25 protein-coding genes, 1 pseudogene and 1 riboswitch are annotated in these 24,536 nt (G+C 67.1%); of the genes and pseudogenes, 4 read left to right on the top strand and 22 right to left on the bottom strand.

Annotated features, from left to right (window positions below; genetic code table 11):
* Nucleotides 1–38 precede the first annotated feature (38 nt).
* The 7 genes and pseudogenes from HPY83_16460 to HPY83_16490 all read right to left on the bottom strand — a co-directional run bounded on the left by HPY83_16460 (nt 39) and on the right by HPY83_16490 (nt 8,222).
* Entirely contained in the window at nt 39–902 is an 864-nt protein-coding gene (locus tag HPY83_16460) for a sugar phosphate isomerase/epimerase (protein ID NPV09539.1), read from the bottom strand.
* A 1-nt stretch (nt 903) separates the two neighbouring features.
* Nucleotides 904–1,548: a nicotinate (nicotinamide) nucleotide adenylyltransferase gene (gene nadD / locus HPY83_16465; protein NPV09540.1), complete on the bottom strand. Its 645-nt coding sequence runs from the start codon at nt 1,546–1,548 to the stop codon at nt 904–906.
* Entirely contained in the window at nt 1,536–2,828 is a 1,293-nt protein-coding gene (obgE, locus tag HPY83_16470) for a GTPase ObgE (protein NPV09541.1), read from the bottom strand. The genes nadD and obgE overlap by 13 nt, the downstream gene beginning before the upstream one ends.
* Before the next feature lie 247 nt (nt 2,829–3,075).
* Complete coding sequence (locus HPY83_16475; GenBank protein ID NPV09542.1) at nt 3,076–4,422, bottom strand: LysM peptidoglycan-binding domain-containing protein; 1,347 nt, start codon at nt 4,420–4,422, stop codon at nt 3,076–3,078.
* 364 nt (nt 4,423–4,786) lie between these two features.
* On the bottom strand, nt 4,787–6,040 hold the full coding sequence (locus HPY83_16480; protein NPV09543.1) for an FtsX-like permease family protein: 1,254 nt from the start codon (nt 6,038–6,040) through the stop codon (nt 4,787–4,789).
* Nucleotides 6,024–6,810, bottom strand: a pseudogene (locus HPY83_16485) (ABC transporter ATP-binding protein). The gene HPY83_16480 and the pseudogene HPY83_16485 overlap by 17 nt, the downstream one beginning before the upstream one ends.
* Nucleotides 6,810–8,222, bottom strand: a complete 1,413-nt coding sequence (locus HPY83_16490; protein ID NPV09544.1) for an efflux RND transporter periplasmic adaptor subunit — start codon at nt 8,220–8,222, stop codon at nt 6,810–6,812. The pseudogene HPY83_16485 and the gene HPY83_16490 overlap by 1 nt, the downstream one beginning before the upstream one ends.
* A 167-nt stretch (nt 8,223–8,389) precedes the next feature.
* On the opposite strand from HPY83_16490, the gene HPY83_16495 reads away from it, so the two are divergent.
* A complete protein-coding gene (locus tag HPY83_16495) occupies nt 8,390–9,430 on the top strand; it encodes a dehydrogenase (protein NPV09545.1) in 1,041 nt (346 codons plus the stop codon).
* Nucleotides 9,430–10,221, top strand: a complete 792-nt coding sequence (locus HPY83_16500) for an aldolase (GenBank protein NPV09546.1) — start codon at nt 9,430–9,432, stop codon at nt 10,219–10,221. The genes HPY83_16495 and HPY83_16500 overlap by 1 nt, the downstream gene beginning before the upstream one ends.
* 401 nt (nt 10,222–10,622) lie before the next feature.
* Here HPY83_16500 and HPY83_16505 read toward each other — a convergent pair whose 3' ends face one another.
* The 12 genes from HPY83_16505 to HPY83_16560 form a co-directional block, all read right to left on the bottom strand.
* Entirely contained in the window at nt 10,623–11,432 is an 810-nt protein-coding gene (locus HPY83_16505) for an ABC transporter ATP-binding protein (protein ID NPV09547.1), read from the bottom strand.
* Nucleotides 11,429–12,217, bottom strand: coding sequence for a cobalt ECF transporter T component CbiQ (cbiQ, locus tag HPY83_16510; protein ID NPV09548.1), 789 nt, complete (start codon nt 12,215–12,217; stop codon nt 11,429–11,431). Before cbiQ ends, HPY83_16505 begins: the two co-directional genes overlap by 4 nt.
* The gene (locus HPY83_16515) at nt 12,214–12,498 is read right to left on the bottom strand and encodes a hypothetical protein (protein NPV09549.1); all 285 of its coding nucleotides are present in this window, start codon (nt 12,496–12,498) and stop codon (nt 12,214–12,216) included. The genes cbiQ and HPY83_16515 overlap by 4 nt, the downstream gene beginning before the upstream one ends.
* Before the next feature lie 49 nt (nt 12,499–12,547).
* Complete coding sequence (locus HPY83_16520; protein NPV09550.1) at nt 12,548–13,192, bottom strand: energy-coupling factor ABC transporter permease; 645 nt, start codon at nt 13,190–13,192, stop codon at nt 12,548–12,550.
* Nucleotides 13,193–13,355: 163 nt separating this feature from the next.
* Complete coding sequence (locus HPY83_16525; GenBank protein ID NPV09551.1) at nt 13,356–13,535, bottom strand: 4Fe-4S binding protein; 180 nt, start codon at nt 13,533–13,535, stop codon at nt 13,356–13,358.
* A gap of 212 nt (nt 13,536–13,747) precedes the next feature.
* A complete protein-coding gene (locus HPY83_16530) occupies nt 13,748–14,524 on the bottom strand; it encodes an ABC transporter ATP-binding protein (GenBank protein ID NPV09552.1) in 777 nt (258 codons plus the stop codon).
* Nucleotides 14,502–15,449, bottom strand: a complete 948-nt coding sequence (locus HPY83_16535; protein ID NPV09553.1) for an ABC transporter substrate-binding protein — start codon at nt 15,447–15,449, stop codon at nt 14,502–14,504. Before HPY83_16535 ends, HPY83_16530 begins: the two co-directional genes overlap by 23 nt.
* Nucleotides 15,450–15,589: 140 nt before the next feature.
* A complete protein-coding gene (locus HPY83_16540; GenBank protein NPV09554.1) occupies nt 15,590–16,405 on the bottom strand; it encodes an ABC transporter permease in 816 nt (271 codons plus the stop codon).
* Entirely contained in the window at nt 16,405–16,692 is a 288-nt protein-coding gene (locus HPY83_16545; GenBank protein ID NPV09555.1) for a thiamine-binding protein, read from the bottom strand. The genes HPY83_16540 and HPY83_16545 overlap by 1 nt, the downstream gene beginning before the upstream one ends.
* Complete coding sequence (locus HPY83_16550) at nt 16,692–17,348, bottom strand: thiamine diphosphokinase (GenBank protein ID NPV09556.1); 657 nt, start codon at nt 17,346–17,348, stop codon at nt 16,692–16,694. Before HPY83_16550 ends, HPY83_16545 begins: the two co-directional genes overlap by 1 nt.
* A gap of 52 nt (nt 17,349–17,400) precedes the next feature.
* Nucleotides 17,401–17,526: riboswitch (TPP riboswitch) on the bottom strand.
* A gap of 216 nt (nt 17,527–17,742) precedes the next feature.
* Nucleotides 17,743–18,810 carry a Gfo/Idh/MocA family oxidoreductase gene (locus HPY83_16555; GenBank protein ID NPV09557.1) on the bottom strand — a complete coding sequence of 356 codons (1,068 nt, stop codon included), beginning with the start codon at nt 18,808–18,810 and terminating at the stop codon, nt 17,743–17,745.
* A 43-nt stretch (nt 18,811–18,853) separates the two neighbouring features.
* Nucleotides 18,854–19,537, bottom strand: coding sequence for a fused MFS/spermidine synthase (locus HPY83_16560; protein NPV09558.1), 684 nt, complete (start codon nt 19,535–19,537; stop codon nt 18,854–18,856).
* A gap of 134 nt (nt 19,538–19,671) precedes the next feature.
* Here HPY83_16560 and HPY83_16565 point away from each other — a divergent pair, with 134 nt between their 5' ends.
* Both HPY83_16565 and HPY83_16570 read left to right on the top strand, forming a co-directional pair.
* Nucleotides 19,672–20,175 (top strand): flavin reductase family protein, encoded by a 504-nt coding sequence (locus HPY83_16565; GenBank protein NPV09559.1) that lies wholly within the window; start codon nt 19,672–19,674, stop codon nt 20,173–20,175.
* 152 nt (nt 20,176–20,327) lie between these two features.
* Entirely contained in the window at nt 20,328–21,380 is a 1,053-nt protein-coding gene (locus tag HPY83_16570) for a prolyl oligopeptidase family serine peptidase (GenBank protein NPV09560.1), read from the top strand.
* 121 nt (nt 21,381–21,501) lie between these two features.
* Here the strand turns inward: HPY83_16570 and HPY83_16575 are convergent, their stop codons facing one another.
* From HPY83_16575 to HPY83_16585, 3 genes are all read right to left on the bottom strand, one after another.
* Nucleotides 21,502–21,963 (bottom strand): dehydratase, encoded by a 462-nt coding sequence (locus tag HPY83_16575; protein NPV09561.1) that lies wholly within the window; start codon nt 21,961–21,963, stop codon nt 21,502–21,504.
* 82 nt (nt 21,964–22,045) lie between these two features.
* Nucleotides 22,046–24,064 (bottom strand): tRNA uridine-5-carboxymethylaminomethyl(34) synthesis enzyme MnmG, encoded by a 2,019-nt coding sequence (gene mnmG / locus HPY83_16580; protein ID NPV09562.1) that lies wholly within the window; start codon nt 24,062–24,064, stop codon nt 22,046–22,048.
* A gap of 22 nt (nt 24,065–24,086) precedes the next feature.
* A complete protein-coding gene (locus tag HPY83_16585; GenBank protein ID NPV09563.1) occupies nt 24,087–24,338 on the bottom strand; it encodes a SelT/SelW/SelH family protein in 252 nt (83 codons plus the stop codon).
* Between the last annotated feature and the right edge of the window lie 198 nt (nt 24,339–24,536).

A 24,536-nucleotide genomic window follows, 5' to 3' on the forward strand; every position in this document is an offset into this window, starting at 1 on the left:
CGGCAGGGCAGCCAATAATGCCACCCCCACCGCCCTGTCTACGATGCGGCATCACGCAGGGGCAGCACCGGCGTAGCCTGCCCTCCCACCGCCCGCCACCCCCGCACCATGTCCACCGAATGGCGCAGCAACTGCGTCGCCAGGGACGGCCGCCATATCCGCAGGGCCACCGGGCTCACCTCCACCGTGACCGCCCCCGAGTAGCCATCCTCCTCCAACCGGCGGAAGAACGACGCCAAGTCCAGTTCGCCCTCTCCCGGTAGCTGGTGATGCTTGAAGTAGGTATCCAGCGACGGACGATCCAGCCAGGCGTGTGGTTGGCGGAAATCGCTAAGGTGCACATGGCGCACCAGGCCAGCCACCTGGTCATACGCCTCTACCAACCCCAGGCCGGTGCTGGCAGCGTGGGTAGTGTCGAAGACCACCGGCATCCCCCGTTCGAGGGCGAAAGCAGCGACGCGTTCAGGCCAGACATACGGGTGTTGCCGGTCGCGCTCGAAGAAGACAGCCGAGTTCTCCAACCCGATGACCACTTCTTCCCCTGCCACCCGTCGGAAGCTGGCCAGCCCTTGATCGAAGAGACGGATGTTCTCCGCCAGCCCGGAGAAGCGAGGGGGGTGCACCACCACCAGAGGGCACTCCAGCGCCAACGCCCATTCGGCCAGACGGGGGAACGCCTCCGGGGCCGTTCGCCAACCCGGCAGACCAAAGAGCGAGGGATGTAGCGCCCGGATCGGGCACGCCATCCGGTGTCCGTACTGGCGCACTGCGTTGGGCCCGGCCATCAGCGACCACGGGTCGAGCACCAGCTCCACGCCGTCGCAGCCGGCGGCCGACGCCAGCCGGAAAGCCAGATGATATGGCAATCCATAGAGCGAGCCAGTGGAGAAGAGGACCGACATGCTAGCGACTGCCGCCCATCGTCTGTGCCACCGGCCGGCAGTACAGACCTCTCTCCTCGATGATCCTCTCCACGCCCGGAGGCACCCAGTACCGGATCGAACGCCCACAGGCGACCATTCGCCGTAGAAGGGTAGAGGATATCCCGATCGCGGGCATGTCTAGCACCATCAGCCGCCCTTCCACCTGGGGCACTCTGTCGTACACGGCCGGCAGGTCTATCGGGTGCCCAGGCCGCCCGATCACCGCTAGCAGGCACCGTTGCACCAACTCACCCGCGCGATGCCACGTGTGGAGCTGTTCCAGCGAGTCCGAACCGATGATGAAATAGATGGAGTCCGGCCCCAGGCTATACTGCTCAGCCAGCAATGCCAGGGTATCCACGGTGTAATGAGGAGCCGGCCGTTCCATGTCCACCGTGCTGACGGCGAACCGGGCATCCCCTCCCACCGCCGCCCGGGTCATGGCCAGCCGCGCCTGGGCCTCGCCCCGCTCCAGCTTGCGCTTGTGTGGAGGTACTCCCGCGGGCACGAAGAGCACCAGGCCCAGGCCCAGAGCCTCATAGGCCGTCTGGCCCATGAGCAGGTGCCCCACATGTATGGGGTCGAAGGTGCCGCCCAGGACCCCTAGCCGCTCTAGCGCTCCCATTCGAGCTCGGCCTCCCCGATGATGACGGTGTCCCCCGGGCGCACACCCACCTCTTCCAGCGTAGTGGTGATGCCGTACCGGTCCAGAGTCCGCTGGAAGCGCTCCACCGCTTCCGGCATGCCCCACGCCGTCCGCCGGGCTAGCCTCTCTAGCCAAGGCGCCCGCACAATCCAGGCGCCATCGGAGCGACGGAAGATTCGTACCGCCGCCTCCTTCTCGTCCACCGCCGGAGGCCGGACCTCGGGTAGAACCGGGCGAACCTCCTCAGGAGGCAGCGACTCGAGCATGCGCCTGGTCTCAGCCAAGAGCGCCCGAACGCCCTCGCCGGTGGCTGCCGAGATGCCGAGAACGGTCACGCCCGTGGTTGCCAGCTTCCTGCGCAACTCGGGGAATCTCTCTCGAGCCTCGGGCAGGTCCAGCTTGTTCACCGCCACGATCTCGGGCTTCTCCGCCAGGGCCTGGTCGAACGCCGCCAGCTCCTCCCGGATCTGCCGGTAGTCCTCCCGCGGGTCTTCTGAGGACCCATCAACCATATGGATGATGACCCGAGTGCGCTCCACATGCCGCAGGAACCTGTGACCCAGGCCGGCTCCCTGATGCGCCCCCGCTATTAGGCCCGGCAGGTCCGCCACCACAAAGGAGTAGCCATCGTCCAAGAGGACCACCCCCAGGTTCGGCTGAAGCGTAGTAAAGGGGTACTCAGCGATCTTGGGGCGGGCGGAGCTAATCACCGACAGGAGAGTGGACTTGCCGGCATTGGGCATTCCCACCAGCCCTACGTCGGCGATCAGCTTGAGCTCGAGGCGCAGCCAGCGCCGCTCCCCTGGGTCACCCCGCTCGGCGATGCGAGGGGCCTGGTTTGTGGGGGTGGCGAAGGCAGCGTTGCCTCGGCCTCCTCGGCCTCCTCGGGCCACGAGCAGCCGCTGCCCGGGCTGGGTGAGGTCTCCCAGCACTCTGCCCGTCTCGTCATCGTAGACCACCGTGCCTAGCGGAACCCGCACCACCGCATCGTTCCCGGCAGCCCCTTGCCTGTTCTTGCTCCCCCCGTGTCCGCCCCGGCCGGCACGGATGTGGCTCTGGCTCCGCAGGCCCACCAACGTGTTCAGGCCTTCATCCGCCTGCAGGTACACGCTGCCTCCCGGGCCACCACTGCCCCCGTTGGGGCCTCCCAAAGGGACATACTTCTCCCGGCGGAAGCTCACGATGCCGTTGCCGCCGTCGCCGGCTGCAACGTGGATACGCGCCTCGTCGAATAGAGTCTTCTCCGATCGCTCAGACATGGTCCATCAGGCTACCTGCGGCCGCCCACCAGTGCGAGAACCACCCTCGGGCAGTCCGGCACAAGAGAGCAGCCCCCAGGGTCGGGTCCAAAATCGGCGCGGAGGGCCTCAGCCCGAGGCTCGGCCCTGTTCCAGCGACACACAGGCCGCCGCTTGAGCACGGAAGCCAGAACCGCGTTGGACAGAACGCCCCAGTTCCACACCGCCCGTGCACCCCGTTTGCCTGCATCCTGTTCCATCGCCGACCTTAGCGCCAGGTGAACACACGCTCGGCCGCGAACTCATACCGGAAGTCGAAGCGATCGAACACCTCTGGCAGGAACGGCCTCTGCCCCGACCCGTCCGCCTCCATGATATAAGGCCGCCACCGCCCATCCCGGTCGCTCAGGAAGAGCACCTGGCTGCCATCGGGAGACCACGTGGGCGCCACATTCTCCGCTGGCCGCTCCGCCAGGGGCGACGCCTGGGTCAGCGGCCTCAAGCCAGTGCCATCGGATAGGGCGGTGTATATCTCCCAGTGATCGTGCTGCCGATACATGAACACCAGCCGCTGCCCGTCAGGCGCCACCTCGGGGCACACGGCGGCCACATCGTTCAGGATCACCCAGGGCTGCTGACCCGGAGCCGTGGCCTTGAGGCCGTTCTCGCCCTGGTAGGCAATCCAGTCGCCGCGGGGCGACCAGCTGGGACAGAAGCTACGCTGGTCGGCAGCGGGATCTGTGCGGGTGTTGCCCTCCAGGTCCACTACTGCCAGCGACCAGACCTCTTGGCCCGGCAGTTCGATGCAGCCGAAGCCAGGGAAGCAGAGGCGAGTGGGTTCGGCGCCGCTCGACTGCCAGGAAAAGGCTAGAAGATCCCCGCCCGGCGCCCAGGTAGGACGCTTGATCAGGTTCCCACCTCGCACCAGCCTCTCCTGGCCCGCCCCTACGTCCAGAACGTAAAGCCCCCGCGGCTCGTCCCAGCGCACGAAGGCCAGTTGCCGTCCGTCAGGCGACCAGGCCGGGTCGAGACCGTGCGTCAGCCGCGCCAAGCCCGAGCCGTCCGCTCCCACGGACCAGATGTCGCCGCCACTGCTTACCTGAAAGGCGATTCGCCGTCCAGCAATCTCCGCCTGCCCCTCAGCCGACGCAGCCGGTGTCGGTGTCGGCGCCACGGTGGGCGTGACCATCGGTGCCGGAGGTACATCCGACGTGGCCCCGGGGATGACCAGAACCTGGCCGATGTAGATTGCCGACGGATTGACGATTCCGTTGGCCTCAGCCAGTGCCTGAACAGTGGTCCCGTAGCGGCGGGCGATAGAAGTCAGGTTCTCCCCAGCGCGCACCACGTGCTCCACCGTTCTCGAGGCCGGGATCGTCTCTGTCGGCTGGCGGGGCGAGGCGAAGGGCGTAGGTGTCGGCGCGGGCACCATCGTGGCGGCGGCCGTCCCAACCGCAGCCGCGTCCTCAACCGCCCCGGGGATCACCAGGACCTGGCCGGCGTAGATAGCCGAAGGATTGGCGATACCGTTCGCCTCGACGATGGCCTGCACCGTTACCCCGTATCGGCGAGCTATGGCGGTAAGATGCTCACCCCACCGCACCACATGCTCCACTCTCTCTCCGACCGAGGCTGGGCTCACCACAGTGGGGCCGGAGCTGCCCTGTGATTGCGGCGCCATCGTCGGCGCAGCAGGAGTGAGAGTTGGGCTTACTGCGACTTCAGCCGCGGCCGGGGTTGAGGTCGAGCTATCCCTAGGAGGGGGGACGGGCGCCTCCGTCGCCGCTAACGTGGCCTGTCCGAACCGCCGCTGTGCCTGCTGCGTCTGGACTGCCGCTCTGGTCTCAGCGGGCAGCCGCATGATCGTGGGAGTCGGTGGAGCGCCCGACCCACCCGGGACGCAGGAGGCCACCATTAGGGTCAATAGGCACGGAGCCAACCGGAAGCAGACTGATCGCACCAATCGGGTCACCAAGACCTCACTCGTACCGTAGAGCCTCAATCGGGTTCAGGGAGGCAGCTCGGCGGGCCGGGTAGATGCCGAAGAAGAGGCCCACCGCCGCCGACACTCCGGCAGCCAGTAGCACCGTCTCAGGAGTCACCAGCGGCCTGACGCCCTGGATGAAGGACCCGGCTTGCACAGCCACCAGCCAGCCCAGGGCAATGCCGGCTACCCCTCCCACCAGAGAGAGGAAGACCGCCTCCACCATGAACTGGGTGAGGATGTCCCGCCGCTTGGCGCCCACTGCTTTGCGAATGCCGATCTCCCGGGTGCGCTCGGTCACCGAGACCAGCATTATGTTCATTATCCCGATTCCGCCGACCAGCAGGGAGATGCCGGCGATGGCCCCCAGGAAGGCAGTGAGCACGCCCGTTATCTCCCCGAAGATGGCGGTCACGTCCCCCTGGTTGATGATGGTGAAGTCATCGTCGTCGCCGATACCTATGCGGTGACGGTACCGCAGGATGGCGGCAATCTCATCTGCCGCTCGGTCCAGGTCGGCCTCGCTGGAAGCCTGGACGTAGATGGTGCTCACCCCCAGTTGGCCGCCCTGCCCTCGCAGGGGGAGCAGCCGTATCTGGGCCGTAGACAGAGGCACGTAAACGTAGCTATCCACATCGGCGAAGGCTGAGCCACCTTTGGCTTCCAGGACCCCCACCACCGTGTAAGGCACGCCCCGGATCCGCACTCGCTCACCCAGAGGTAGCCTATCGCCGAACAGCTCGCGGGCGATCTTGGGGCCGAGCACGCAGACCGTGGCCCGGCTCGACACGTCGCGCTCCAGGATGAAGCTCCCGTAGGCAACGACGAGATTCCGTACTTCGGGGTAATTGGGCCACACCCCAGCTGCTGTCACCCTCTTGCTCACCCCCCCGCTGGCTACCTCCGCTATGGTGCTGATCTCCGGGCTGACCTGGGCCACGTGCGGAGCAGCGGCCGGGTCCATCAGCGCCTCCACGTCGCCCATGGTGAGCACGGCGCGGTTGGAGCCCAGCACCGATGCCGCCCCGCCGCCTCCTAGCTCACTCAATGACCCGGGGGCCACGAAGAGCAGGTTGGACCCAATCGCCTGGAGCCGACGGGAGACCAAGTCCCGCACGCCCTCGCCCAGGCTCACTAAGGCGATCACCGCACCCACACCGATGACAATGCCCAGCATGGTGAGGGCCGACCTTAGCTTGTTGCCCATGAGGGCAGAGAAGGCCATCCTGATGCTATCCAGCAGCACCATCGCTCACCACCTCGGCTTCCCGGGGCGTGGTGCTCATTGCCTCCCACACCTCACGCCGCTGGTCCTCAGGCACCGCCTCTTCCCCCACCAGACGGCCATCCCGTAGCCGCAGGATGCGCCCAGTGCAGCAGGCTATGTCGGGGTCATGGGTCACGAACACGATAGTGATGCCTTCCTCCTCGTTCAGGCGCCGAAAGATGCCCATCACTTCCGCTCCGGACCGGCTATCTAGGTTCCCAGTGGGCTCGTCCGCCAGAATGATGGCGGGGTCGTTCACCAGCGCCCGGGCGATGGCTACCCGCTGTCGCTCGCCGCCAGACAACTCGTTGGGTTTGTGATGCACCCGGTGGCCCAGGCCCACCGCCTCCAGCGCCCTCACCGCCCGCGCCCGCCGGCCACTGACCTGGCCGGCATACACCAGCGGCAGTTCCACATTCTCTACTGCCGATATCCGAGGCAAGAGGTTGAACGACTGAAAGACGAAGCCAATCTCCCGGTTCCGGACCTCGGCCAGCCGGTTGTCGTTGAGTCGGCTTACATCCACACCCCGCAGTAGATACTGCCCATCGGTGGCCTGGTCCAGGCAGCCTATGACGTTCATCAGAGTGGACTTGCCCAGAGCCGGACGGACCCATGATGGCCACCGACTCTCCCGCCCATATGGTGAGGCTGACGTTGTCCAGGGCGCGCACCTGAACCTTGCCCAAGGAGTAGACCTTGCCGACGCCCCTCACTTCTATGACAGGCGCACCGGCGTTTGTGCCAGCCATCAGTCCCCCGTGGGTATGAAGGTGCGGCGCAGCTCCTCCAGCGAGGACGACGAAGGCAGGATCACCACCTCGCCCTCCTCCAGGCCGGCCAGCACCTCGGTCATCCCTAACTCCTGCACTCCCAGAATGACCTCGGCCCTTACGGGATCGCCGTTGACCAGCTTCTCGACGTAGGTGATGCCTGTCTCCCGGTCCAGTCGCACGGCGCGGTTGGGCACCACCAAGGCGTCCTCCCGTCTGTCTACTTGGATCAGCACCTGGGCCGTCATGCCCGGGCGCAGCCGATCGAAGGGCTCATCTACTTCCACCCGCACGGCGTACTGCACTACTCCGCTTCCGCCGACTAGCGTGGTGGCCTCTTCGGCTACGGTACGGGTGATACCAATGTTGGCCACGTGCCCCGGCAACGAGAGACCGGGAAAAGCTTCCGGCTCCACTACCGCGGGCTGCCCCACTGCCACCCGTCCAACGTCGGCCTCGTCCACCTGGACGTTGATGTGATATCGGCCGCAGTCCACCAGCGTGATGGCCGGCAAGCCGGTAGCAGCGATCTGCCCCGGCTCCACATTCACAGTCGCTACCAGGCCATCGAAGGGGGCCCTGAGGACCGCGTTGTCCAGCTGCAGCTGGACCTGCTCTAGGTTCAGGCGAGCCTGCTCCACCTGCAGCTCCAGAACCCGTCGGTCCTCCGCCGTGGGCCCACGCTCGAGCCGGGCGAGCTGCGCCTCTGCCTGGGCGATCTGGGCAGCGAGAGCGGCCAGGTCTGCCGGCTGGGCCTGCCGGGTCTGCAATTCGTAGTTGGCTTTGGCAGCCTCGTAGTCCAGAGTGGCCGCCTGCAGGGAGAGCGCCTGGGGCAGTGCAGCTATGGCGCCCACCCACTTCACCTCGTCGTAAGCCGTCTGAGCTCGCTGCAGGGCGATCTCCGCCTTCTTGAGCTGGACTTCGGCCATAGTGATCTGCTCAGCTGTGGGACCTTCCAGGGCCCGGTCGTACGCTGCCCTTGCTGAGTGCAGCGCCGCGCGGGCCGCGGCGATGTCCTCCTGAGCAGCGGGGGCCATGCTTCTTTCCGCCTGAGCCTCCGCTAACCGCAGCGCCGTCTGCGCCAACTGCAGCTGCAACTCCAGCTCGGCCGTCTCCTGCGCCGCGAGCGGCTGGCCCGCCACCACCTGCTGGCCCTCCTCTACGTACACTTCGGCCACCCGGGCGGGCGTCTTGAACGAAAGGCTCACCTGCCGCTCGGCCGAGACTGAGCCCGAAGCAGCCACTTCGCTAGTCAAGGTCTGTCGGCTCACGACCACAGTTTCCGCCGATCCAACGTCGGCGGCCCGCGCCCCTCCGCCGGGATGCCACAGGAAGTAGGCAATTACACCCGCCATCGCCACCAACACCGCGACGAGCGCTACCCGCTTCATAACTGCATCACCTTCTGCCCTTCCGACCTGTCTAGCTTTCTCAGGTCGCTATCTGCACCAATGTATCGCCCCCACACTGCCTGCGCAAAAGCCCCTTGGCCGCCCACTCCTCCTGGTGTAACATCCGCCGGATGAGTGAGCCCAATGTATCCCCCAGAGGAGGGCCTGTGACGCAGGAGTTCATCATCGGGTTGTCTCCGGACTTCAGGAGCGAGGGTCTGGCCTACGTGGAGGACTACGTCCGCAGCGTGGTAGGCGCCAACGAGGGGATGCGCTACGTCTGGCTGCCGGAGATGGGCGACACTGCCCAGGCGGAGGAGATCGGGCGGGTGGATGCCGTGCTCAGCCTGGGCATCCGGTACTCGGCCCGCTCATTCGAGGGCGTGCAACGGCTGGCCCTCATCGCCCGCTGGGGCGTGGGCTACGACATGATAGACGTGGACGCCTGCACCGCCGCCGGGGTAGCCATCGCCATCGCTCCGAGGGCCATCGGCCCCTCGGTGGCGGAGGGAGCCCTCACTCTCACGCTGGCCCTCCTGAAGCGCCTGCCGGAGAAGGACCGGGCCGTCCGGCAGGGGCTCTGGCGGGGCGACCTGCCCGAGTTCGGTCATAGCACCCGCGGCATAGTCCTGGGCTCGGTGGGGCTGGGCAACATCGGCAGCGAGTTCATGCGGCTGGCCGGGGTGTTCCGCTTCCCTCGCCTCCTGGCCCACGACCCCTTCGTGTCCCGGGAGAAGGCCGAAGCCCTCGGAGTCGAACTGGTGGACCTGGATACCCTCATGGCCGAGTGCGACGTGGTGGCCATCAACTGCCCCCTGAACGAGCAGACCCGCCACCTCATCGGCGCTCGGGAGCTCGCCCTCATGAAGCCCACCGCCTACCTGGTCAACACCGCCCGCGGCCCCATCGTGGATCAGGCGGCGCTGACCGAGGCCCTGCGCCAGGGTCGCCTCGCCGGGGCAGGCCTGGACGTCCTGGAGAAGGAACCGCCCGACCCGGACGATCCCATCCTTAAGCTGAACAACGTCATACTGGCCCCTCACGCCATCGCCTGGACCACCGAGCTCACGCGGGACCTGACCGAGGAGGCCTGCCAGGCCTGCCTCGCCGTAGCCCGCGGCGAGGTCCCCGAGCACGTCGCCAACCCCAACGTCCTGGACCATCCTCTCTTCCGGGCCAAGCTCGAGCGCTTCGGCGGAGTGGCGTGATGCAACCCAATCCCCTGAAGCAGGCTCTGGCCCAGCGCCGGCTCGTATTGGGGCACATGGTGATGGAGTTCGCCGTGCCTAACGTGGCTCACCTCCTAGCGCCTCTGGGATTGGACTTCCTCCTGCTAGACTTGGAGCACACCGGCCTGTCGCTGCAGACGCTGGCTCCTATCCTGGCCTCCTGCCACGCGATCGGCCTTCCCGCCATAGTGCGGGTGCCCGGCCCCTGGGGCCATTACGTCCCCCGCTGTCTGGACCTGGGCGCCATGGGGATCATGATGCCCAACGTCAGGAGTGCCGACGAGGCTCGGAGGTTCGTGGAGGCGGCTAAGTATCCCCCCATGGGAAGCCGCGGCATGGGCCTGGGCGGGGCCCAGACGGGGTATCAGCTCCCCGACTTGCGTCAGTATGCCGACTGGGCCAACGAGCAGACGGTTCTGGTGGCCCAGATCGAGAGCCCCGAGGCGGTGGAAGCCATTGACGACATCCTCTCCGTACCCGGGATAGACGTGGGATGGGTAGGTCAGAACGACCTGACCCTGAACATGGGCATCCTGGGCCAGTTCGATGATCCCAGGTACATCGCCGCCCGCCGCCGGGTGGCGGAGGCTTGTCGCTCCCACGACAAGAGCGCCGGCTGCCAGCCTACGACGTTGCCGCTGGCCCGAGAATGGTTCGAGGCCGGCTACAACATGGTCTCCCTGGGAACCGACATCAGGCTGTATCAGCAGGCCCTGCGGGAGTTCCTCCTGGCCGTGCGTGGCTTTGAGGCAGGACGCGCCGAGGGCTGAAAGCCCCCGGCTACCTAGGCGAAGCCGCCTTCGCGGGCTCATCCCCAGCCGGCCCTTCGGCCGGCTGGGTAGCTCTGGCATGAGGCTTCGGCGCGGCCCCAGCTTACCCTCCCCGGCCAACTGCCGCACCCAGCGAGTCACCAGATCCCTGCGTGTGTACAGGCGACCGCTCTCCGGTCGCCTGTGGCAGCACGCCGGTCTGGCCACCGGCATGTGGAACGAAGCCTGCTGACCCGGTGTCTCGTCAGCCCTGAAGCCGAGCCGCCGCCAGGCGCGGAACTCGGCCGCCACCTGCCTCAGGGCCTCGGCCGGTAGCCGCCGGTTACGCTCTGCCCCAAGCCAGCACTGACGACAGCATTTGGGGCAGCCGGCCATGTCTAGCAGCACGGCCACGTGCCGCGTCAGCTCAGGCACCGGCTCGCTCCCCCAGCGACGGATCCCGGTACCATACCAGCCGGGGGCGCTCCCTGCCAGGGCGTCTCCAGCCCATGCGCCTCCAGCAGCTCAGCATCCGCCAGCAGCTCCGCGGTGGCTCCGTCAGCCACCACTCGGCCCCCGTCCATGATGACGGTGCGCGGGCAGAGCTCCCACACCAGCCGCATGTCGTGCGTCGCCACCAACATGGTCTGGGGCATGGACCGGAGCAGGGATATCAGCTCCCGGCGGCCCCGAGGATCGAGCCCGGCCGTGGGCTCGTCCAGCACCAGGAGGCGCGGCCGCATGGCCAACACGGTAGCGACAGCCACCCGCTTCCGCTCGCCCAGGCTGAGCTGGTGCGGCGCCCGCTCCGCCAGGGCCGCCATTCCCACCTGCTCCAGCGCCCACAGGGCCCGAGTCCGGGCCTCGGCCGGCGTCGCCCCCTCTTGCAGCGGCCCGAAGGCCACGTCCTCGATCACCCGTAGCGAGAAGAGCTGGTCATCCGGGTCCTGAAACACCAGCCCGACCATCGCCCGCACCACCCTCTTGGTGCGCTCATTCACGCCTACCCCTCCGACCCGCACCTCACCGGTGCCGGCCAGTATGCCGTTGAGGTGCAGCATGAGGGTGGACTTGCCCGCGCCGTTGGGCCCCACCAGTGCCACCCGCTCGCCCGGCCACACCCGCAGGGAGACGTCACGGAGGGCTACCTGCCCGCTGGGGTAGGCGAAGGACAGCCCGCTTACCTCCAGGTCGGGGCTCTGCTCCCCGCCGAGGCTTCGGGCGCCAGTCATAGCCAGACCGCCAAGGCCACTGCCGCCAGGGCGGCGGCCCAGATCGCCCCTGCCCGAGTGTCGGCGTCCGTCCAGCGCGACGGATCCAAAGGACGGAACTCTCCGGTGTAGCCGCGCGCCAACATGGCCTGATGCACCCGCTCACTGCGGTCGTAGGCGCGCAGGAACAGCGTCCCCACCAGCCGAGCGTAGGTCCGCACCTGGGCGCCGAGTCGTCGCAGAGAGGGGGGCTGCAACGTCCTAGACTCCCGGGCCCGATCCAGCCGGAACGCCTCGTCCAGCAGCACGAAGAGGTAACGGTACACGAAGCTCAGGGTGGCGGTCAGCACGGCGGGGACGCCCAGGCATCGCAACGCCTGCACCGTATCCCCGAAGCGGGTCACCGCTATGTACACCGCCACCAGGGCGCCCGACAGCGCCGAGCGCATTATCAGCAGACCGCACTGCCGCGCCCCCTCCTCCGATACGACGAAGTCCAGCCAAAGGACCCGGCCCAACCGGTAGGCGTGGTCGCCCGGCTGGAACAGCGCCCCTACCGCGGCGAGGCCGCCGAAGAGAACTATGGGGGCCACTCGGCGGAAAAGCGAACGGGGAGCGATCCCGGATGTCACCCAGACGGCCCCGGCCAGGGCAGCCAGCGCCGAATAGGCCGGCCACGCCCGCCAGGGGATGGCCCCCAGCAGGAGCACGTATGCGAGCATACCCACCAGCTTCAGGCGGGCGTCGGCTCGGTGGAGCGGGCTGGATCCAGGGATGTACGGGTCCAGACGATGGGCCTCCCTCAACCGGTCTCACGCCCCGGCCCGGGAGCCACGGTCTCACCGGCAGTCTTCGGCCGCTTCAGCAGGGTGCCAATGCCCCAGGTCACGCCGAATACGACCGTCACGCCGATGGCCCCGGCCAGGATGGTGGAGAGGCCCTCACTGGCCACCCCCGGCACCGTGTAGTCCGGAAGAGTCTCGTAGGCGGGATCTTGAGCCCGATCAATGAAGCCGAGGTCCTCGGCCACCCGCTCCAACCCATCGGGGAAAGAAGAGGCCAGAGGCGACAGGAGTACCAAAAGCATAGCCGCTAACAGACCGACCGCGAGCGTGCGCTTGGCCACGTGATTCCTCCTAAGCCCGAGCCGGCTGCAGGGCGAGCAGACCCGGGCGAGTCGCCGTCACGAAAGCGATCACCGCGGTGGTGATCAGTCCCTCGCCCAGTCCGATCAGCAGGTGCACCCCACCCATGGCCGTCAACACCGCGCCGGCAGCGTAAGCGCCGGAGAGGGCCAGCTCCACCGCCGCGAGCAGCGATGCCACCACCACCGAGAGCCAGGCAGCCACGAAGGTGCTCACCAGAGAGGCGGTCCGCCCGCTACCCAGCAGGGCCAGTCCGGCCCGGTAGGTCAGCCAGGCCGTGAGCACACCCACCACCGCCATGTTGAGGACGTTCGCTCCCAGCACCAGCAGCCCGCCATCCTGGAAGAGCAGCGCCTGCACTCCCAGAACGGCAGTGAGCGCAAGAGCTGCCTGCCAAGGGCCGAGCAAGATCGCCGCCAGCGCGCCCCCAAGCAAGTGCCCAGATGTTCCCCCGGCAACAGGGAAGTTGAGCATCTGGGCAGCGAATATGAACGCCCCCGATACCCCCATCAGAGGCACCTGCCGGTCACCTAGCTCACGGGCGGCCCGGCGCGCGGCATAACCGACAGCGCCGGTCGACACCGCCCAACTGCCAACGGCTACAGGAGTACTGAGAAACCCATCGGGGATGTGCATGGCGCCCCTCCTGCAAATACTTGCAGTATTATTCGCCGACTGCCCGTTCTTCGCAAGCGCGGCGCCTCACCGAACACTCCCACCTGGCAGTGACAGCCAGCCCCCTTCCTTGGCCAGACACCTCTCCGGCGGAGCCGATGGCCGGCCGGAGTAGGGGGCGGACTCACTCCCTTAGAGCGCCCATAGGGCAGTGCCGCACGCACCGGCCGCAGTCTATGCACTTCTCCTCGTCCACCCTGGGAGCGGAGTAGCCCTCCTGCTTGAGCGCCCCCACTGGGCATAGGCGCACGGACGGGCACCTATGGTTCTGAGGACAACGCGTATCTACTACTCTTATGGCCATGGTCGCTCTCTCGAATGGTGCTCTGTATACCCCTAGGGGGTATACAAATGCTACTCTAAGCCCGAGGAAGAAGCAAGCACGTAAGGGGACTCACCGTAGAGAAGCGAATAGGCGAGTAGCGAACAGGAACTGGCGAAGAGCGTTCCCTCCCCGCTGTCCCGTCTCCTTTGCTCCTGTCCCCCGTGCCCTTCTCTCCGCTCTACGCGGCTAGATCACCCCGGCAGCAGCGCCCCCAGCAGCTCCGCTCGGGCGGCCACGAACTCCGGTGCCGCCAGTAGTGCCGGCCTCCGCGGCCGGGGCAGGTCCACCTCCATCTCGTGACTGACCCGGGCCGGTCGAGGCGTGAGGGCGTAGACCCGGTCGGACAGAAACACCGCCTCCTCCACGTCGTGGGTGACGAAGAGGATGGTCTTGCGGCGCTCCTCCCATACCGACATGAGCCACACCTGCATCTGCCGTCGAGTGAGGGCATCCAGGGCACCGAAGGGCTCGTCCAGCAGGAGCACATCTCGGTGAAAGAGGTAAGTGCGCAGGAGGGCCGCTCGCTGCCGCATACCCCCGGACAACTCGTGAGGATAGCGGTGCTCGAACCCCTCGAGTCCGAAGGCGGACATCAGCTCCAGCGCCTCCTGCCGCGCCTGGAGCATAGGCTGGCCATCCACTTCGGCGCCCAGAAGCACGTTCTCCAACAGCGTCCGCCAAGGCAGGAGCACGTCTTTCTGGGGCATGTAGGCCACCCGTCCTCGCTCCCCTCTCATCTCTCGGCCGTCCAGAAGGATACGGCCGCCGTCGGGACGACTCAGCCCGCAGATCAGGTTGAAAAGGGTTGTCTTGCCGCAGCCGCTGGGGCCGACGATGCTAACGAACTCGCCCTCGTCCGCCCCCAGCGTCACGTCGGCCAGCGCCTGGACCACGTGACCGTCCACGCGGTACCACTTGCTGAGGTGTTGCACCTGGACGGCGCGCCTACTCCTGGGGAAGGAAGTCATTGGTGAAGGCAGCTTCGGCCTCGATAGGCTGAGCGATCAACCCGTTTTCGTACATCCAGTCGGTGAACCGCTGCCACACGGCCAGGTCCTGCTCGCCCCATCGGGGAGCGTCCTCGGCATAGCGGGGGCTGAGCCACTCCTGGCTGCGGCGCACCAGTTCCTCATCGGCCTCAGCGTGCGCAAGTAGAATCTCGGCCGCTCCCTCCGGGTCCTCGATGGCGTACTGGTAGCCTCGCGCCGTGGCCGCCATGAAGCGGCGCACCAGGTCCGGCTCCTCAGCGATCAGAGCTTCGCTGGTGATGATGATGGGCGTGTAGTAGTCGGGCACGCACTCGACGTAGTCCCGTAGCCAGATGACGTTGATGGGGACCTGGCGAATCTCCGCCTCGATCCCGGTCCAGGCGTAGTAGATCCAGGTGAAGTCCACCTCCCGCTGGGTGACCACGAAGAAGTCGGCATAGCCCACGTCCACGAATTCCACCCGATCGACATCGGCACCGTCGCACTCCATGAGGGCCCGCAGCATGGCCCGCTCGATCTCCAGCCCGCCACCCCCATACCGATGCCCCTCCAGGTCGCGAGGGCGTTCCAGCCCCTTCTCGGCCGGCGAGGCAAAGCCGGAAGTGTTGTGCTGGATGATGGCAGCGAGAGACACTATGGGAATCCCTTCCACCCGCGCCGCCGTGAGCCACTCGGCGAAGCTGATGCCGAACTGCGCCTGCCCCGCCCCCACTACCTGCTCCACACCAGCCTCCGCCGGTTGGATGATCTCCAGCTCAATGCCTTGTTCTCGGTACCAACCCTTATCCAGGGCCACGTAGATGCCGGTGTGGTTGGTGTTTGGCACCCAGTCCAGCATGAGCACCACCTGCTGCGCAGCCGGCGTCGGCCGGCAGGCGGCCAGCGCCAGCACCATGACCGCCATCAAGGCAATGGCGATCCACCTTGCCCCAGTCCGCGTCCCCGCCGGGGCTGACGTTGCATCTGCTGGTGTCTTGACCCACCTCACCACTGCCCTCGCCTCGTTAGGAGCGAACCTTGTGTTCGCCCGCGTCATGTCCAGTTTCATCCCAGGTCCTCCCATCTTTCCTCCCGTCTGGCCGCGTAGTACCACGGCAATGCTACCCTCTCCAATAGCACCACCAGTCCGAACAGGCCGATGCTCAACAGCGACGTGACGGCAATGGCCGAGAACAGGCGGGCCGTGAGGTAGGAATTGGCCGACCGGATCATGAAGATGCCTAGGCCCCGGCTCGCTCCCACCCACTCGCTGATGACGGCGCCGATCACGGCGTACGTGGCGGCGATGCGTAGCCCGGAGAAGGCCGCCGGCAGGGCCCCGGGCAGCCTCACCTTGCGGAAGATCTGCAGGCGCCCCGCTCCCATTGAGGCCAACAGGGCCACCATGTCCGGGTCTGCCCCGGCCAGCCCCTGAGCGGTGCTGATGGCAATGGGGAAGAAGCAGACCAGCGTCACCACTAGTACCCGGGGCAGGAGCCCAAACCCGAACCAGACGACCAGCAGCGGCGCCAAGGCGATTATGGGAATAGTCTGGGACACCACTAGGATGGGGTAGATGGCCCGCCGCAAGGAGGGTAGGAGGTCCACCGCCACCGCCAGGCTCACCCCCGTCACTACCGACGCTGCCAGCCCCACAGCCGTCTCCACCAGAGTCCGCTCCGTGTGGCCCGCTAGCAGGGCGGCCGAATCCACCATAGCAGAGGCGATAGCACTGGGGGCCGGCAGGAGCCACTCCGGCGTGCCCGTGACCCGCACTGCTACCTCCCATACGGCCAGCAGCCCGGCGATGAGTAGTGCCGCTGGCGCCCACTCCCGCCAGCGCTGTGCCAGACGGCGGAAGGCCGAACTCCCGCCTGCCATCAGCGATATCGGGCCATGATGTCGGCGACGCTCACGTCGCGGCCCCCTCCCCGTTCCGCCAGCTTGATGTGAGTCTGGACACTGCGGGCGCCTGCCTCCAGGGCGGCTCGGTGCGCCCTTCTGGCCACGTCCAGCAGCTCGTCCAGCTCCCCTTCCACCACCGTCTCCATGGGCGTCACTTCGTAGCGCAGGCCGCTGGCCCGGATCGCCTCTATGGCCCGGTCGACCACACCGTACACGTCCTCAGCCTGGGGGATCACCTGGATCCCCATTACCATCTTGGCCATCAGTCTACCTGCCTTGCCTTGCCACCGCGCCGCAGGTGCACCGCCAGCAGGGCGCCCCCTTGCAGGCTGACCTCGGCCACGTCTTCCTCGAACACGTTGCTGACCCCTCGGGCGAAACCCACCGGCAGGGTCTCCCCGTCGAGCGGATACGCCAATCCGGCCGTCCGTACCCCCACTGCGTCCGCCCCGAAAGGCAGGAGCGTCAGCAGGTCCCCCGCAGCCCCCTCGAGACGGGCAGTGCGACGCACTAGTCGCACCTCGGTGTCGCCGGAGGCCAGGAGGCCGCGATCGTCCATTCCGGGCAGGGCCAAAAGAAACACGTTCGCCAGAGTGTGGTCCAGGCGTCCGCCCAGGGCGCAAAGCAGCACCACTTCGTCGCATCCGCCGTCCAGGGCTGCCCGCAAGGCCAACTCGGTGTCCGTCTCGTCCTTGTCCGGGCGGTGACGTATAAACGTGACCGGCGCTGCCTCCAGCCTTTCCCGCACACGCGCCGACAGGGAATCCAGATCGCCCACTACTAGAGAGGGCGTCAGCCCCAGGCGCAGGGCGTGCTCCGCTCCCCCGTTGGCGGCGATCACCACCTCAGCCCGGCGGGACCACTCCTCGAGCCTATGAGGCGGCTCGCAGTCACCCCCCGACACTACCAGCCCCAGCATTCCCACCTCCGGCACCCCAAAACCAAGAGAGCGGCTGCCTCATGGGTAGCCGCTCTGTGGACTCGTGCTTCCCTACGCTGGCCTTACCCAGTTCAGGTTCCAGGGGTCGGCCGCTAGCTCCCTCGCGGGTGCCACGACCCTCTCAGCCCGGTGTCACCGAGCTCCCCCAGCCGCTCTATTCAGTTAGCGTCCAGTATAGGCACCGCCTCGCGATGCAGCAAGCGCCTCGGCCACTGAGACACGGAGACGGGGAGACACGGAGAGGGGGAGAGGGGGAGAGGGGAAGACCCTGAGAGGGGAGATGCGGAGGCGTCACAGCCTTCTCCGCGTCTCCCTGTCTCCCCCTCTCCCTGTCTCCGCGTCTCAGTGTCTCCGCGTCTCCGTGTCCATCCCCCTACCGGCCCACGAAGTCCTTCATCACCACTTCCCGACCCGTCCGTGCCGACTGGTAGATGGCCAGGATGAGCTCCACCGCCGCCCGAGCTTCCTCCACGGTGACAAAGGGCTTCTTGTTCTCGCGGATGGCCCGGGCCAGATCGTCCACGTGGAACCGATGTCCCTGGACCGCCACGGCCCGAGGGTCGGCGCTGGAGAGCAGAGCCGGCTGCTCCTCGATCTGCACCTCCACCGGCTGGGCCACCTCCTCGCGGCTGGGAGCCACTGCCCACTTCTCGAGGCCTTTGTCGCCGAAGATGATGGTGCCCCGGTCGCCGTGGAGGGCGAAGGTGGTGGTTTCGCCCGGGTTACAGGAAGTGGTGCCCTCGATGACCCCGTAAGCGCCGTTCTCGAAGGTGAGCACCGCCACCGCCGTGTCCTCGACCTCGATGTCGCGCACCTTGGCCTCGGCCTTGCCAAAGACCGTCTTGACCGGCGAGCCCATGATCCACAGCAGCAAGTCCACCCCATGCACGCCCTGGTTCATGAGGGCGCCACCCCCGTCCAGGGCCCAGGTGGCGCGCCAGTCGGCGCTCTTGTAGTAGGCGGGGGAGCGGTAGTATTTGAGGTAGGCGTCTCCTAGGACCATCTGCCCCAAATCGCCTCTCTGCACTGCCTCCCGCACCTTCTGCGACAAGGGGCTGGTGCGTCGTTGGAACACGACCTCGGCCTTGATGCCAGTCCGGTTGACCGCCTCCACCATAGCGTCCATCTGCTCCAGGGTGATGGCCATGGGCTTCTCGCACAGGACGTTCACCCCCCGGTCGGCCGCCTCGATGGTCATCTCCGAGTGCAGGCCGGAGGGAGTGCAGATGCTCACCGCCTCCAGGCCAGCCTCCTCCAACATCTGGATGTAGTCGGTGTAGACGGGCACGCTGCCATACTTGGCCGAGAACTCGCGCGCCTTAGGCTCGTCAATATCGCAGACCGCCACCAACTCGGCATAGTCGGAGGCCGCTATGGCGCTAGCGTGGCTGGGCGCGATCACACCCGTGCCGATGATACCCCACTTGACCTTCTCCATCATTCCCGAACCCTCCTCAGACTGGGGCAGGCACGGTGGCCTGCCCCTACCAAGCATCCCGGGCAGGGCCGAACGACCCTGCCCGCCCTCTCCTCACACTCGCAGCCAGGCCCAACAGGCCTGTAAGCCCCAGAACCGCCGCCGCAACGGCGAAGGTCGCGCGCACCCCAAAGGCGGGCATCAGCCACAGGACCGGAGCGAACGTGCCCACCATGCTGCCCACGGTGGAGACGGCGTACACTCGTCCCGTCAGATTCCCCGCAACCGCCACACCCTCCAAAAGCAGCCGAATGGCCAACGGAGGTACCAGACCCAGGAGCAGCACGGGCGCCGCCAGTAGGATGGTGACCGCCAGGAACGAGCCCACCACGCACCCCGTCTGGCTCACCGGCATGACCCGGTCTAGGTAGGGGAGCCAGACCGAACCCAGCGCTGGGATCCCGGCCGTCCACGTGCCGGCGCCCAGCAAAGCCAGGCCCAGCAGACGAGAGGACGGCCATCGGTCCGCCACCGCCCCACCCACATAATAGCCCAGAGAGAGAGCGGCCAGCACCAGCCCGATCAAGTTGGCCCAGACCAGATAGGAGTCGCCGTAGTAGGGCAGCAGCATGCGGGAGGCCGTCATCTCCAGGGCCATGCCTCCGGCGCCGGCCACGGCCACGGCCGCGAACACCGTCCACGCGCCGGTGGCGGTCCGGTGGCGAGCCGTGTGGGTCGCAGGGCCATCCATTAGCGGGACTATAGGGCGACGGACCCGAAGGTGTCAAAGGGCTTCCCTCCCAGCCTGAGTCTGCCTCCTCAGGTTGACACCCCACCTCTCACCTCTATCATGCACCCAGCCCAGCCGGCCCAAGAGGAGGGACCATGAGAGAAGTCACCGCCAGCGAAGCCATCGCCGCGCAGCGGCCCGAGTGGATCGTCCTCGTCGTCACCCGCCGGGAGGACGGCTTTGTGGACGTCATGCCCGCGGGCTGGGTCATGCGCGTTTCCGGCACTCCGCCCATGTTCGCCGTCTCGGTCGGCCACAGCCGCTACACCAACGAGCTTGTCCGGCAGGCAGGCGAGTTCGTCCTCGCCTTCCCCTCTGCCCACATGGCCGAGACGGTCGCCATCTGCGGCAGCCACTCCGGCCGCGAGATGGACAAAGTGGAGCGGTGCGGCCTGAAGATGGTGCCCGGCCGCGTCCTGAGCACCCCCCTCATCGAAGATGCCTTCATCAACTTCGAGTGCCGCCTCACCACCGCGACCGAGGCCGGAGACCACACCATCTTCGTGGGCGAGGTGCTTGCCTCCTACATGGGCGACGTCCCCGGCCCCCTGGTCAACTTCGGCGGCAACCGCTACGCTCTCGCCCGCCCAGCAGGATAGGCCGCTGATGCCGCTGATACGGCGCAGCTTCCCGCTGACGCCCGGATGTACACCTTGTTCCGAAAGCAGCTACGCAAATACCTACACAATACCTATTCCCTACAACCTATAACCTATCCCCTATAACCTGTAACCTGCCCTAGGGAGGAGAAATGGCCGACCGAGCCAACGCAAACGCCTACGATGCCATCCAGGCCTTGGGCCGGCTGATCGAGCCCGTCCTCTGCTTCGACGGCGAGACCGTCGCCGACTACCACGCCTGGCGCAGTCGCTTCGCCGACGCCTACCGCCGCTGCCTCGGCCCCTGGCCGGAACCCGCGGATCCGGAGAGCGAAGTCGCTTCGGAGGAGGACATGGGAGATCACGTGCGCCTCAAACTCTACTTCCACTCCTCCCCCGGCGTCACCGTCCCTGCCTACCTGCTCATCCCCAAGGGCATCGGGCAGGGTGAGAGACGCCCGGGCATCCTGGCGGCCCACGGTCACGGCAACGGCAAGGACGACGCCGTCGGGCTGGACCAGGGCAAGGACGAGAGGACCGCCCTCATCCGCAGCCTCAACTACGACTATGGCCTCCAGGCCGTCCGCCGCGGGTACGTGGTGATCGCCCCCGACTGGATCCCCTTCGGCGAGCGTCGTCCTCCGGCGGAGTGGTCGCGCCCCAACCGGGACCCCTGCAACGTGGTGAGCATGGCCTGGGAGTACTATGGCTACACCCTGCTGGCCCAGAACGTCTGGGACGGCATGCGCGCCCTGGACCTGCTCGCCGCTCGGCCGGAGGTGGACGCCGACCGCCTGGCCGTGCTCGGTCTCTCCTACGGCGGCACCATGACCACCCACCTGGCCATCAACGACCCTCGGGTCAAGGTGGCCGTCATCAGCGGCTACCTGAGCACCGTCAAGGGAGACGCCCTCACCATGCGGGGCAAGGGCAACTTCTGCGGCGCCCAGTACGTCCCCGGCTTGCTCCGCTACGGCGACATCCCCGAGATGGCGGGCCTCATCGCTCCCAAGCCGCTCCTCATCGAGGCCGGCACTCGGGACGATTGCTTCGTCATCGAGGACGTCCGGGTAGCCTATGAGCGGCTAGCCCGCATCTACGCCGCCGCCGGCGCCTCCGATCGCCTGGCCTACGACGAGCACCCGGGCCAGCACGAATGGCACGGCACCGTGGCCTGGGACTGGCTGCACCAGTGGCTGAGATAGCCGCAGAGACAGGGAGACACAGAGAACAAGCCAAGAAAGGTACTGGAGGCCAGGAGACTGACGAGCCTCCGAAGTTCGCTTCTCCCCTTTCTGGTCTATGCCCTTCTCTGTGTCTCCGTGGCTAGTCCTGCGGTCGCGCACGCATGAGGAGGCGCCAGGTGCCCTTCTGGGCGGTGGTGCCGTCCTGCCTGACCACCGCCACCTCTATGTCCACGATGCCGCCGCCCAGTCGTGGCATGGCCTTCTTGCCGGCGATGGTAGCCTCCACGTGCACTGTGTCCCCCGCCCGCACCGGCTCCCGGAACTTCCACTCCAGCCCCAAGAAGGCTAGGACCGTCCCTTCCAGGAAGCCCAGGCGCGACGCCAGCCCGCTGGCCACGCTCAGCACCAGCAGCCCGTGGGCGATGCGTCCCCCGAACATGGTCTGGCTGGCGTAGACCTCGTCCGTGTGCAGCGGGTTGTAGTCGCCCGACAGCCCCGCAAACCACACCACGTCCGCCTCGGTGATGGTCCGGGCCGGGCTGACCATCCTGGTGCCGATCTCGAAGTCCTCGAAGTAGAGCCCCCGCCGGGCCTCAGCCATTACGCCCTCCTCGATGGTGTGCCCGCTCTGCCGCGGTTAGCCTCGCGCGGCAATCTGTACCCTGCTTCCTATCCGCTGCAACCTAGAACCTACCCCTCTCCACGTGCGCCAGTAGGACAGCCACGTCCGACGGGTTGACCCCCGATAGCCGGGCCGCCTGCCCCACCGTGAGCGGCCTGACGTCGCGCAACCTCTCCCGAGCCTCCGCGCGCAGTCCTACTACCCGGCTGTAGTCGAGCCCCGAAGGCAGCCGGCGCCGCTCCAGCCGAGAGAGTCGTTCCACCTCCGCCTCCTGCCGCTCCAGGTAGCCGGCGTACTTGGCCTCGACTTCTAGCGTCTGTCTGGCCTCGTCCTCCAGCTTCTCCGGTGGCGGTGCCAGCTCCTCGATCAGGTCGTAACCTACCTCCGACCACCGCAGGAGTTGCAGCCCCGAGATTGGTTGAGAGGGAGGCTCCAAGCCCCGCCGCTCGTAGGCCCTCCGTGCCTCCTCACCGGGGACCCGCACCCGGGCCAGCCGGCCCAGTTCTTGGCGTACCTGCGTCCGCTTGCGCTCTACCCGGTCCCGGAACCTCTCCGACACCAGCCCTAGCCGCGCAGCAGTCTCCGTCAGCCGCAAGTCGGCGTTGTCCTGGCGCAGGAGAAGCCGAAACTCGGCCCGAGAGGTGAACAACCGGTACGGCTCAGTGTGCTCCTTGGTGATCAGGTCGTCCACCATCACCCCGATGTAGGCCTGATCGCGCCGCAGCATGACCGGCTCCTCGCCTCGGACGGTGAGGGCGGCGTTAACGCCGGCCAGCCAGCCCTGCCCGGCAGCCTCCTCGTAGCCCGAGGTACCGTTGACCTGCCCAGCGAAGAACAGCCCCCGCACCGCCCGGGCCTGCAGCGACGGGTCGAACTGGCCTGCCACCAGCACATCATACTCCACGGCGTAGCCCGGCCGGGTGACGTGTACCTCTCGCAGGGCGGGGATGGACCGCAACATCGCCTCCTGTACCGCCAGGGGCAAGGCGGTGAAGAGGCCCTGGACGTACATCTCCGCCGTGTCGTGGCCTTCAGGCTCCAGGAACACCAGATGGGAGTCCCGGTCGGGATAGCGGATGAGCTTCTCCTCGAAGGAGGGGCAGTAGCGAGGGCCGGCGCCCCGGGAGATGCCAGCGGCGATGGGGGAGAGGTGCAGGTTCTCCCGACCGATTCGATGGGTCTCCGCGTTAGTGCGAACCACGTAGCAGGGTAGCTGCGTGCGCCAGTGCGGCTGGCGCTCTATCGGGTAGATGGGGTGGATCCGTCCGGGAGCGAACGGCGGAGGCGGCGGCTCTCGGTCGTAGTAGAGCCCGAAGTACAGCGGCTCCTCCGAACCGGGCTGGCTCTCGGTTAGGGCGAAATTCACCGTTCGGGCGTCCACCCGCGGCGGCGTGTTAGTCTGCATGCGCGTCAGCCGGAGGCCCAGGCCCTCCAGCGACGCCGAGAGCCCCGCCGCCGGTGGGTCGCCCTGCCGACCGGCCGGCATCTCCCACTCGCCGGCCACTATGCGGGCCTCCAGGAACGTGCCCGTAGTAACGATCACCGCGCGGGCTGCGAAGCGGGCCCCGTCTGCCGTGCGCACCGCGGACGCGGCCCCGCTCTCCACCTCGATGGCCACCGCCATACCCTGCCGAACCAGAAGGCCGGGCGTCCGCTCCAGAGCCGCCTTCATCGAGGCGGGGTAGAGGGTCTTGTCGGCCTGGACTCGCAGCGCCTGCACCGCCGGCCCCTTGGAGGTGTTGAGCATACGGACCTGGATGAAGCAGCGGTCGGCGTTGTAAGGCATCTCGCCTCCCAACGCCGCCAGTTCCCGCACCAAGTGCCCCTTGGCCGGGCCCCCGATGCTGGGATTGCAGGACAGGTACCCCACCCGCTCCAGGTTGTTAGTCAGCAGGAGGGTGCGGCAGCCCATCCGGGCCGCCGCCAGGGCCGCCTCGCAGCCGGCGTGGCCCCCGCCGATGACCACGCAGTCGAAGTCCTGTTCCCTCAACTGCTTCTGCTCCCTTCCGATAGGCAATGGCAAGGGTGCGACTCTCGCCGCACCCTCAACGTCTTCCTGTCGTCCCTCGAAGGGACGGATCGCACAACGAACCGCCCGGCTACTACTTCACCGGCAGCGCCTGCTGAATCTCATCCACCTTGGGGAACCTGCCCGTCTCGGCTTTAGAGAACACCTGCTGCCCGTCCACGAACACCTCGAACCGGCCGCCGCTGGACGGTTGCAGAGTGAGTTCCTGGATCCCAGTCTTGTACGCACTCAGAAGCTTCTCCGCCAAACTGACGGCTTTTGGCAGGTAGCCTCAAGCAGTGCAATACTCGATGCGGATATTCACTTCTTCACCTCCTCTGGCGATCACACGGTAGTCCACGAACGCAGTGCATTATAGCCCAGTCAGACCGGCCCTACAAGGCACCGGCGACAACCCCAGGGCTTTCTCAAAGTCCTATGGCAAGCGACCAGAGATGCCTATCAGAGCCAGTCTGGGCGCTATCGGATGCTGCATCGCCTCTGTTCCTCGCCTGCTCGCTGGCCGGCCGTGGTTGCTGGCCAG

It is taken from the genome of Anaerolineae bacterium (genome assembly GCA_013178015.1).
Lineage (GTDB): Bacteria > Chloroflexota > Anaerolineae > DRVO01 > DRVO01 > Ch71.